This is a genomic window from Acinetobacter legionensis, from assembly GCF_048552295.1.
Classification (GTDB): domain Bacteria; phylum Pseudomonadota; class Gammaproteobacteria; order Pseudomonadales; family Moraxellaceae; genus Acinetobacter.
Genome location: NZ_JBIMCW010000052.1, coordinates 1 through 10,134 on the forward strand (window position 1 = coordinate 1; position 10,134 = coordinate 10,134).

Annotated in this window: 6 protein-coding genes and 1 pseudogene; 4 read left to right on the top strand and 3 right to left on the bottom strand. The window is 33.9% G+C overall.

Annotation, left to right across the window (positions count from 1 at the left end; genetic code table 11):
• Nucleotides 1-96 precede the first annotated feature (96 nt).
• From ACG916_RS21170 to metC, 3 genes and pseudogenes are all read left to right on the top strand, one after another.
• Nucleotides 97-753, top strand: a pseudogene (locus tag ACG916_RS21170) (LysR substrate-binding domain-containing protein); the annotation flags it as partial.
• A 201-nt stretch (nucleotides 754-954) separates the two neighbouring features.
• A complete protein-coding gene (locus ACG916_RS21175; protein WP_336951106.1) occupies nucleotides 955-1,425 on the top strand; it encodes an Lrp/AsnC family transcriptional regulator in 471 nt (156 codons plus the stop codon).
• A gap of 346 nt (nucleotides 1,426-1,771) precedes the next feature.
• Nucleotides 1,772-2,941, top strand: coding sequence for a cystathionine beta-lyase (metC, locus tag ACG916_RS21180; protein ID WP_419330082.1), 1,170 nt, complete (start codon nucleotides 1,772-1,774; stop codon nucleotides 2,939-2,941).
• Between the two features lie 100 nt (nucleotides 2,942-3,041).
• On the opposite strand, the gene ACG916_RS21185 is transcribed toward metC, so the two are convergent.
• A complete protein-coding gene (locus ACG916_RS21185) occupies nucleotides 3,042-5,243 on the bottom strand; it encodes a TonB-dependent siderophore receptor (RefSeq protein ID WP_419328917.1) in 2,202 nt (733 codons plus the stop codon).
• Between the two features lie 597 nt (nucleotides 5,244-5,840).
• Nucleotides 5,841-6,713 (bottom strand): alpha/beta fold hydrolase, encoded by an 873-nt coding sequence (locus ACG916_RS21190; RefSeq protein ID WP_419328916.1) that lies wholly within the window; start codon nucleotides 6,711-6,713, stop codon nucleotides 5,841-5,843.
• Nucleotides 6,714-6,772: 59 nt separating this feature from the next.
• Between ACG916_RS21190 and ACG916_RS21195 the strand changes: the two genes are divergently transcribed.
• Complete coding sequence (locus ACG916_RS21195) at nucleotides 6,773-7,402, top strand: TetR/AcrR family transcriptional regulator (RefSeq protein WP_419328914.1); 630 nt, start codon at nucleotides 6,773-6,775, stop codon at nucleotides 7,400-7,402.
• Nucleotides 7,403-7,561: 159 nt separating this feature from the next.
• Here ACG916_RS21195 and ACG916_RS21200 read toward each other — a convergent pair whose 3' ends face one another.
• On the bottom strand, nucleotides 7,562-9,823 hold the full coding sequence (locus tag ACG916_RS21200) for an ATP-binding cassette domain-containing protein (RefSeq protein ID WP_419328913.1): 2,262 nt from the start codon (nucleotides 9,821-9,823) through the stop codon (nucleotides 7,562-7,564).
• Between the last annotated feature and the right edge of the window lie 311 nt (nucleotides 9,824-10,134).

Sequence of the window (10,134 nt, forward strand, 5' to 3'; positions counted from 1 at the left end):
TGAACCGCTCTTTCTCTGATTTCAGGGGTATATTTTAATTTTGTCATCGGGATAGTCTCTCAGAATATTGACTCTCCGACAAACCCGGTACGGTTCATTACAGCTTCTAAATACTTTGCCCCAAAAACGTCAACTCGGATATTTCGTTTAGGCTTATCTGATTTGGGTGAAATATGTTTACTACCTTCTTTAATTCAATACCTTTCTAAAGAAGCACCATTTATTAAGGTGGAAATTGAAGAAATTCAATCGCATAAAGTTGAAGACTGGCTGACTGAAGGTTTTTTAGATGTTGCTGTATTCAATAGTAGTTATACCGTTATGCCTAAAATTGAATCACGTAATTTATTTGAAGAACGCTATATGTGCATTGCGCATAAGTACCATCCACGTATCAGGGATACACTGAGTTTAGAACAATATTTTCAAGAAAATCATGCTGCTATTAAGTCTTCAACGGGTCACATTGAAATTGATCAAAGGCTGAAGGAATTGGGCTTAAAAAGAAAAATCATGCTTGAGCTTCCTCATTTTAGTGTTTTACAAGATGTGGTGACCAGTTCTGAATTATTGGTGACCTTGCCTTCACGAGCAGCAAAAGTATATGCACGTAATGGTGATGTGAACATTTTTGAATTACCATTTTCAGTTAAACCCTTTAATGTGAGTACCAATTGGTATAACCATCGAGATGATATAGAAGCCCGAACTTGGTTTATACAAACGTTACAAGAACTTTTCCAAGCGTTGTAACGCCGTATTCTTATGAACAATGCGTTAAAAAGTAGTGGATAGAGTCATAACTTATCTGAACTAATCTTTATTTGAATGAGAGTTTCAAGTAATCAGCATTAAGAATTAAAAATCTATTTATCTTGTCAAAAATAGAATATCATTCCAATCATCGATAAATTAGTGACTCATTTTTTTAATTTCTTATATAAAGTGAACTGCATGAAATTACAGCTAGATAAATATGATCGTGGAATTTTGGAACTCTTGCAAAAAGACTGTACCTGTGCAATTGGTGATATCGCAGATCGTATTGGATTAAGTAATACCGCCTGTTGGCGACGCATTCATAAAATGGAAGAAGAAGGAATTATTCGCGCTAAAGTTGCTTTATTAGATCGTAAAAAGTTAAATATCAACGTGATTGTTATGGTTTTTATTAAAACAGCACAACATAATGCAGAATGGATTCAAAAATTTCACAATCATATCCACACAATCGATGAAGTTATAGAAGTGTATCGGATGGCTGGAGAGACTGATTATTTGTTAAAAGTCGCTGTACCCGATGTTCTTGAGTATGACAAAGTCTATAAAAAAATAATTCAAATTTCTGGTCTTACTGATGTGAGTTCGAGTTTTGCAATGGAGCAAATTAAGTATACAACTGAATTACCTTTAAATTTTCTTTGAGCATTGATGTTTTTCCATAAAAACCAAAGTCCTCAATAGTCTATATTTCTTTTAGGCTTTGATCTGTGAAATGCTTTTTACAAAGGAATCGAACTATCTCAATGACTATAGAAAGGTAAATAAGCCTTAAAAATTATTCAATAAAGCACTGAACATATCACTCAGCCAGATTATCAGTATTTACCTTATCATGTCATTAAGGGAATAAAATTCCCAGTAAATGTTAAAATACGGATTTATATTCTATATTTTTTAAAAAATAGTGATTTATTTAAAATAAAAATTCTATGCATTTTATCTATCATTGGTTGTAGAAATATTTCTTAGAAATCATGCTGGTGCTGCTATGAATCATTTTTGTACACAAGTCATAAATTTGGGAAGAACCCCTCAGCGTTTTGATGGTTTGGTGAATACACCTGTTTATCGAGGCTCAACTATTGTTGTCGATAGTTTTAAAGAATGGGAAGATCATAAGCAAAATGGCGGTGTTTATAAACATTATGGCCGTTTTGGTGCTGCTACAGCAAAGTCTTTTGAAAGTGCAATTAATGCATTAGAAGGTGGGGCAGGATGCATGGTTTTTCCATCTGGACTATCGGCTTGTACACATGCATTAATGGCATTCGTTGCAGCAGGTGATCACGTTCTGATTGCTGATAATATTTATGGGCCAACACGAAGTTTTGCAGACAGTATGTTGCCCAAACTGGGAATCCATGTTGAATACTTTAACTCATGTGATTTAAACGAGTTAAAGAGCAAAATTAATCAAAAAACCAGCGTGGTCTTTGTAGAGTCACCGGGTTCAATTATTTTTGAAATTAGTGATATTGCTGCAATCTCAGAAATAAGCCATGCTATGAATGCCAAGGTTTTAGTAGATAACTCTTGGGCAACGCCATTGTTTTTTCAACCTTTAAAACATGGTGCCGATGTCTCAATTCAGGCTGTCACAAAATATATTGGTGGGCATTCTGACATTCTCATGGGGGCTGCAACTGCAAATGCAGCATCGATTGAGCAATTAAATAAAGTTGTGCATTTTTTTGGTGAAACGACAAGTCCAGATGATATTTATTTAGCTTCACGTGGATTAAGGAGTTTAGCTGTCCGCTTAAAACAACATGAAGAGAATGGCGTGATACTTGCTCATTATCTAAATGAACATCCAGCAATCGATGTGGTAAATCATCCAGCTTTAGCAATGAATCCATATCACAAACTATGGCAACAGAGCTTTTCTGGGTCTACAGGCTTATTTTCTTTTTATTTAAAACAAAACAATCCATGTTTTGTTGAGGCTTTCTTTGATTCTTTAAGGCTTTTCCACATTGGCTTGTCATGGGGTGGATTTGAAAGTTTGATTTTGCCAGTTGGAACGCCTTATCGAACTCAAAGTCATTTGCCTAGTCGTGGATATTTGGTACGTCTACATGCTGGACTTGAACATGTAGACGATTTAAAAGCGGATTTGGAGGAGGCACTAACTATTGCTCAGCGTGCGATAGCTTAATTTCATTATACATTATAGTAAAATGAGACCTTAAATATCCAATATAGCAAGACTATAGAAGAAACCCTCTAATAAAATAGAGGGTTTAATTTAAAATGTATTAAAAATTATAGCGGACACTTAATGTGGCATTTCTTGGTGTACCCCAATTCATTGAGTTTGCACCAATACCTTCGTAGTATTTCTTGTCAAAAATATTGTCAACGTTCAGCTGAAGCTTAATATTTTTATCAACTTGATAACCTAACATCGCACCAGCAAGTACAAAAGCATCTTGATCTATACGTGTATTTCCAGTACCCGTATAGTATTTACTCTTGTAATTTAAACCGAGTCCAGCACTCCATAGATCTACTTTATATTTCACAAATAGATTAGATGTTGTGCGTGAATTCGTTGTATTAACCTTTACACCTTTTGCATCTTTTGCTTCAAAATTAGCAATACCAAAATTAACGCCCCAGTGATCATTAATTTCACCATCTGCTTCGAACTCAAAACCTTTACTTTCAACTCCATCTACACCACGATAAGCTTGATCAGTGGTTAGTGCACCATTACGAACAATAAATCCTCCTGGTATCGCTTCAGCAAAATTAGATTGTTCAATGCGGAATACTGATAAAGCTGTGTTTAAACGTCCGCCAAACCATTCACTTTTTAATCCTGTTTCATAGTTTTTACCGTTCGCAGGATCTAGATATTGATCATTTACATCTTTACGGCTTTGCGGTTTAAATATGTCTGTATAGCTGACATAGACTGAGTGATCTTTTGCAAAATCGTAAATAGCGCCAATATAAGGCGTGACTTCGTTGTTAAATTCACGATTGCCTACACCATTTTCAGACTCATATTTCCAATTAGATAAACGTGTACCTACAATCACTTTTAATGGATCGAGAATTTGAAATTTACCAGAAATATAAGCCGAAGTTTGAGTCGTTTGATTCAGAGCATTTACACCATTCAAAATGACGGATTGAAGTAGTGGTTGTGCCATATTGTTATAGTCGAGCGGACCGCCTAAATACTTCTCGACTTCATTTTTAGTATTGGATCCCCCAAAAATATCCTTGGTCTTCTCGTTTTTGTTCCATGAACCACCAATAATTATTTCTTGTGGGCGGTTAAATAGTGTAAAAGGCACGTTGATGAAAAGATCAATATTATTTTCTTCATTGCTTGCTTCTGAGCCATATACTGAAACATTATCTGTGATTTTACCTGTCTTAGGATCAGGTTTATTTTTTAGTGGGCTGGTATTGGTTGCTTTGTTTACTTGACCGCCAGTGTAAAGCAGAAGGGTATTTACATCTTCTTTACGAAAGGTATATGCAACATTTAAATTAACATCATTGAATAAATTCTGTTTTAAATTGGCGAATACTGCTGTGGTATTTACATCCCAAAATGTCCAAGGTGCAGTTACCGTTAAGCTTCGATCAAAGTTAGTACGACTTCCATCATCATAAAATGCTGGAGTGCCTCCCCAGCGAATGCCATCACGTTGTAACTCTTGATAAGTTGCACCAAGTGACATACTAGTTTTATCACTCAAATCGTAATCAATCGCACCATAAAATACATTGCGTTCTTTTTCATAAAAATCCATAAAGGATTTTTCATCAGTATGTTTGACGAACATACGTCCACGAAGTGAACCATCTTCGTTCAGTGGCGTAGAGATATCCGCAGAGCTACTCCATGCATTCCAAGAACCGAGTGAAGTGCTCAGATTACCCGTCAACTCTTTTGCATTGGCATGTTTACGGACCATATTTAGTCCCATTGCAGGATTACCAGCACCTGTGGTAAGCCCATTTGCACCTTTAACAACTTCTACACGATCATAAATATCTAAATCAAGATCACCTGCACCTAAGTTTGTGGTACTCGGCATTCCATCTATTAAATAGTAATCGACCTGAAATCCTCGAGCATAAACAGACTGACGTTCATCGGTACGCGATGTTGAAACACCTGTAATCGTATTCATTAAATCTTGAAAAGAATCAATGTTTCGGTCATCTAAATATTCACGTGTTAAAACTTTGACAGATTGAGGTGTTTCACGAAGAGACAAATTTAATTTTGTTGAAGTATTTGTCTTTTTGGCTGTATAGCTTTGAGTTCCTTCTGTAATAGCTGAATTTTCGCTTTCTGCTTGTACTTTGATTGTTGGTAAAGCCACTGTTTCTGTTTTTTCTTCTGCATAAACAACAGATGGAATAGTTAAAGCCATAGAAAGTACTAAAGGATGCATTTTGAATGCATGTCTTAGAGGGAAGAAGGTGTACATAAGATAAATTCCATAATAAAAAATGCGCGCTATCGGGTTTTCTGTCTTTCTATTGCTTTAAACCTGTTACGGGCAAAAAAGCGTTACAAAAAGTAACATATGCACAATTAATTATCAATAATCATTCTCATTTATTTAGTGGAATTTTTATCATTACTATTTGCAAGATAATAGTTACATTTGATTTTGGGTTATAAACAATGCAATCGGAGATATTTTGAATTTTTGATATAGATAAAGTAATTATAGAAAAAATTAGATAATAGTAATATGTAAAGGATATTTTAGAAAATGATCAGTATCCGAATGCCTTGGATACTGATGGCAAAGTTAAATTAAGATAAGATTTAAAAACGATTAAAAACTGATAAAACAAGATGCTACCAAAGACTTAGTTAACTTAAGTTTAGCTCAAATCTACTTTCTTACTTTTATGATGAGTTCTTTCAAAGAATTAACTTAATAATACTCTTAACATTTCATAAATTTACACTGTAAATTGAGTATCTTCCAATAAAGAAGATACTCAATATAAAAAATAAATAACCATTTGATAATATTGATTTCAGATAAGCAGCTCAAACAATCAATCGATATTCAAAATGAAGCTAAGAAAGTTTTTATTTCTTTTCCTACGATGGTTGGCTGCTCCCAAGGAGTCCAGTGTCCGCAATCTTCAATTTCAATTACTTTGGGATTAGGAATGATTTCTATATATCTTTGCGCCATATGTTCACCAGAATTAGGATCACTTTTCCCATTGATGAGTAATAAAGGAATCTGGCTATTAATCAAAGCATTGACAAGTCTATCACGGTGTTTAAACCTCTGGAAAATTGAACGGTTTAATTGAACTAGGCTCTTTTTCCCATGATTCATAATTAATTGTTGATACCATTGTTCTAAATCTAACTCACTTGGCTGATTCTTTTGATCAAACATATTTTTCATATTTTTTGAGAAAACACGAAAAGATAAGAAATATATTATTATATGTCCAAGAATAGACGCCATAAGTTTTTGGATTAGGCGAGGGCGATATACTTCAGGAAATAAACTACCATTCATAAAAATAGAAGATTTAACTTTAAATGCTAAAAGGTTGTTCTGCTGTCGATCGAGCAATTCCTGAATGATTCCTACACCTAAATCATGACCGACTAAATGAATTTCCTCTAGCTTCAAATATTCAATCAAGGCAATAGCTTGATCGGCATGATCTTGAACAGAATATATATATTTACTTGGTTTATCAGAGAATCCTAATCCAAGTAAATCGATAGCAAGTATTTGATAGTTCTCAGCTAGAGTATCCCAGATTTTAGCCCAGTCAAATGAGCTTGTGGGATAACCATGAATTAATAAAATCGTTTGGGCATTCAGTTTAGGTGAAAACTTGTAAAAGATTTTATAATTTTTAAAGGACAAATAATTCCCTTCATACTCCCAGCGATGTAATGTGTACTTCATTTTTATTCCTTTTTTTGCTAAACTTACACTGTAAGGTAGATTATAAGGTAAACATTATTATGTCAAATCGAACAGAGAACCATAAAAAAACAAGAGTCAATTTGTCGAGAGATTTAATTATTCAAACCTCTTTACAGATGATAGAAACGAACGGTATAGAAGGTTTCAGTCTGCGTAAACTTGCTCAAATGCTCAATTGTGAAGCTATGAGTATTTATTATCACATGAAGAATAAAGAACAAATTCTTGATCAAATCGTAGATTTTTTGATTTCAAAAATTAATTTAAAAAAGCAAGTAGACGATCCAAAAGAACAATTGATGTATATAGCAAAACAATGGAGAAAATTATCTAAGGAATATCCAAAATTTTTTCCTATCTTAGCTGTTCATCCATTGAATACAGATATTGGATATAACTTTATGAATAGTATTTTGCTTGTTTTCAAGAATGCCAATTTAGGTGTAAAAAATGCGAGTTATTTTTTAAGAATTTTAAATTATTACTTAATAGGTGTAGGAATTGATGAAGCTAAGGGATATCAGCTAGCAGGTAAAAATCTAAAATTAGACAAATATACTTTACTGGAAGATGCTAAATCTTATTGGACAATAGAAGATCAGGATCAAATTTTTGAGTTAGGTTTAAACATGCTTCTGACCAATATGCTACATAAAAATAATGAGTGATGTTTGCTAAATCGAAATAACAATCTATTAATTAATAAGTTAGGCATACAGTATCTAACTTATGTTTACCTAAGTTTAGTTCATCACCTAAAGGCTTTATGGTGTTAGTTAGCTAAATTCTATATAAACCATACATTTGGAAAGTGACTATTCATATTTTTACAGCTCTAGATATTTTTTTAAATAGAGCCCCGTTAAGGATTTTTCAAATGAGAGTAAGTCGCTAATTGTTCCAGAGAATACCAATTCACCGCCGTTATCTCCAGCCAATGGGCCAATATCGATCACCCAATCTGCTTGAGTCATGATATCTAAATTATGTTCAACAACAATGACGGTATTGCCTTTTTCAACTAAGTTATTTAATAACTCGATCAATCGTTCAGTATCAGAAGGATGTAAGCCTGTGCTTGGTTCATCTAATACAAAAACATTATCTGTTTCATTGAGCTGCTTTGTGAGTTTTAGTCTTTGACGCTCACCTCCAGAGAAAGTATTTAAGCGTTGGCCAATTGCAATATAGTCTAAACCCAAGCTCACTAGAGAATTAAATTGCTGCTGTAAATTGTAATCTTCAAAAAAATGACTAGCTTCACTGACAGTCATTTTCATAAGTTCAGCAATATTCTTATCTTTATAATAATATTTTAACACCTCTGGTTTATATCCCGAGCCATGGCATAAGTCACACGTCATTTCTACATCATCTAAAAATGCCAACTCAATTCTCTCGATACCTGATCCTTTGCATTGAGGGCAAGCCCCTTCACTATTAAAACTAAACAGCTTAACGCTAACTTTATTTGCTTTTGCAAATAGTTGACGAATCGGATCAAGAAGGTCTAGATAGGTAAGTAAATTTGACCGAATACTTGCAGTAATTGCAGATTGATCAATGACTTTCGTTTCAGGGTATTGTTGCGGTAATACTTTACTTATTAAAGTACTTTTTCCTGAACCTGCAACTCCTGTAACAACAGTTAAGCAATTTTTAGGCATAGCTACATCAATATTTTTCAAATTGAATAAATGGGCATTCTTAATCGAAATCCATTCATGACTGACACGTGGGATTTTCTTATAGGTATTGGGTCTTCTAAAAAATTGACCTGTTAAACCAGACGAGTTTTTTAATTCCGCAAATGTTCCTTGGTAAATAATCTGACCACCGTTTGCGCCAGAAAGTGGTCCCATATCAATAACATGATCAGCTGTTCTAATAAGATCAGGATCATGTTCAACAAGCAATACGCTATTTCCTTTATCTCTAATTTTTTGAATGATTTTAATAATATTATCTAAATCTTTTGGATGCAGCCCCACACTTGGCTCATCAAAAATATACAGTAAGTCGACTAAGCTATTCCCTAAATGTTTGACCATCTTGATTCGTTGGGACTCACCACCAGACAAGGTGTTGCTTACACGATTAAGATTTAAATAGCTGAGGCCGACCAAGTTTAAGTTCATTAATTTGTTAATGATCTCATATAAAACAGTTTCAAATTTCTCACTTTTTATCGACTCTATAAACGCTAAAAGCGCTGACACAGATAGGGCAGTACAATCAGCAATATTTTTACCATGAATTTTACAAGATAAAGATTTTTGATTAAGCCGTTGTCCATGGCATAAAGAACATGGTTTGGTGCTAATAATCTGCTCAAGTTTTTCTCGATAACGATTTCGTTCTTGTGCTTCACCTTTTAAAAAGTTACGTTCAAATCGGGTAATCAGTCCTTCATAAAGAGCCGTTTTTTTCCATTCACTTTTTGGATTTAAAGGTTTATGCTGGGGAGCGTTCAAAAACAAATCCCATTCTTTTTCACTATAATCTTTTAATTTTTTATCTAAATCGAAATAACCAGAATCAGCATATCTCGTCCAACGCCAAGCAGTGGGTTGATAGGTAGGGAAGTTGATAGCACCTTCTTCATTCAAGGATTTATTTAAATCTAGTATTTTATAAATATCAATTATTTGCTCTAGACCTATGCCTTCGCATTGTGGGCACATACCATTGGGATGATTAAAAGAAAAAACATTTGAATAACCAACAAAAGGTTCACCCATACGTGAAAATAATAGGCGAAGATTTGCATAAATGTCTGTAATTGTTGCAACGGTTGATCGGATATTTCCTGTTAATGGTTTTTGGTTGATAATCACAGGAACATTGAGATTCTCGATTTTGTCAACATCCGCAACTCCAAAATGCTGCAGACGGTTGCGAACAAAGCTGTCTTGAGTTTCATTGATCTGTCTTTGCGCTTCAGCACCAATAGTTTCAAAAACTAATGATGATTTTCCTGAACCTGAGACTCCAGTAAAAACAACAATTTCATGTTTGGGAATCTTCAAAGAAAGATTTTTTAGATTATTTTGCCTAGCTCCGTAAATATTTATTGTTCTTTTAGTCATATGAGATCACTTGAAGTTAAGGATTTATAATAAAGATAAGACAAAATTTATAAAAAGGATGTATATGTTTATTAAATAAAAAGTTTAAATATTAAAAATTTTGATCTTTCCTCCACATTAGTGATACACAAGTGTTCAATAAAGTTAATGTATCAACAAGCACATACGAAAAACAAAATGGGGCAAGAGTTTTGTATATGGAATAAGACTTGGAAGAGAGGTGGTCCCACATGTTTGAACAACTAAAAGCTTATTTATAAGTGATACTCTGCTCTAGTTAAGCTACCTTATTTTGTTGTGGTAGCTGGTCA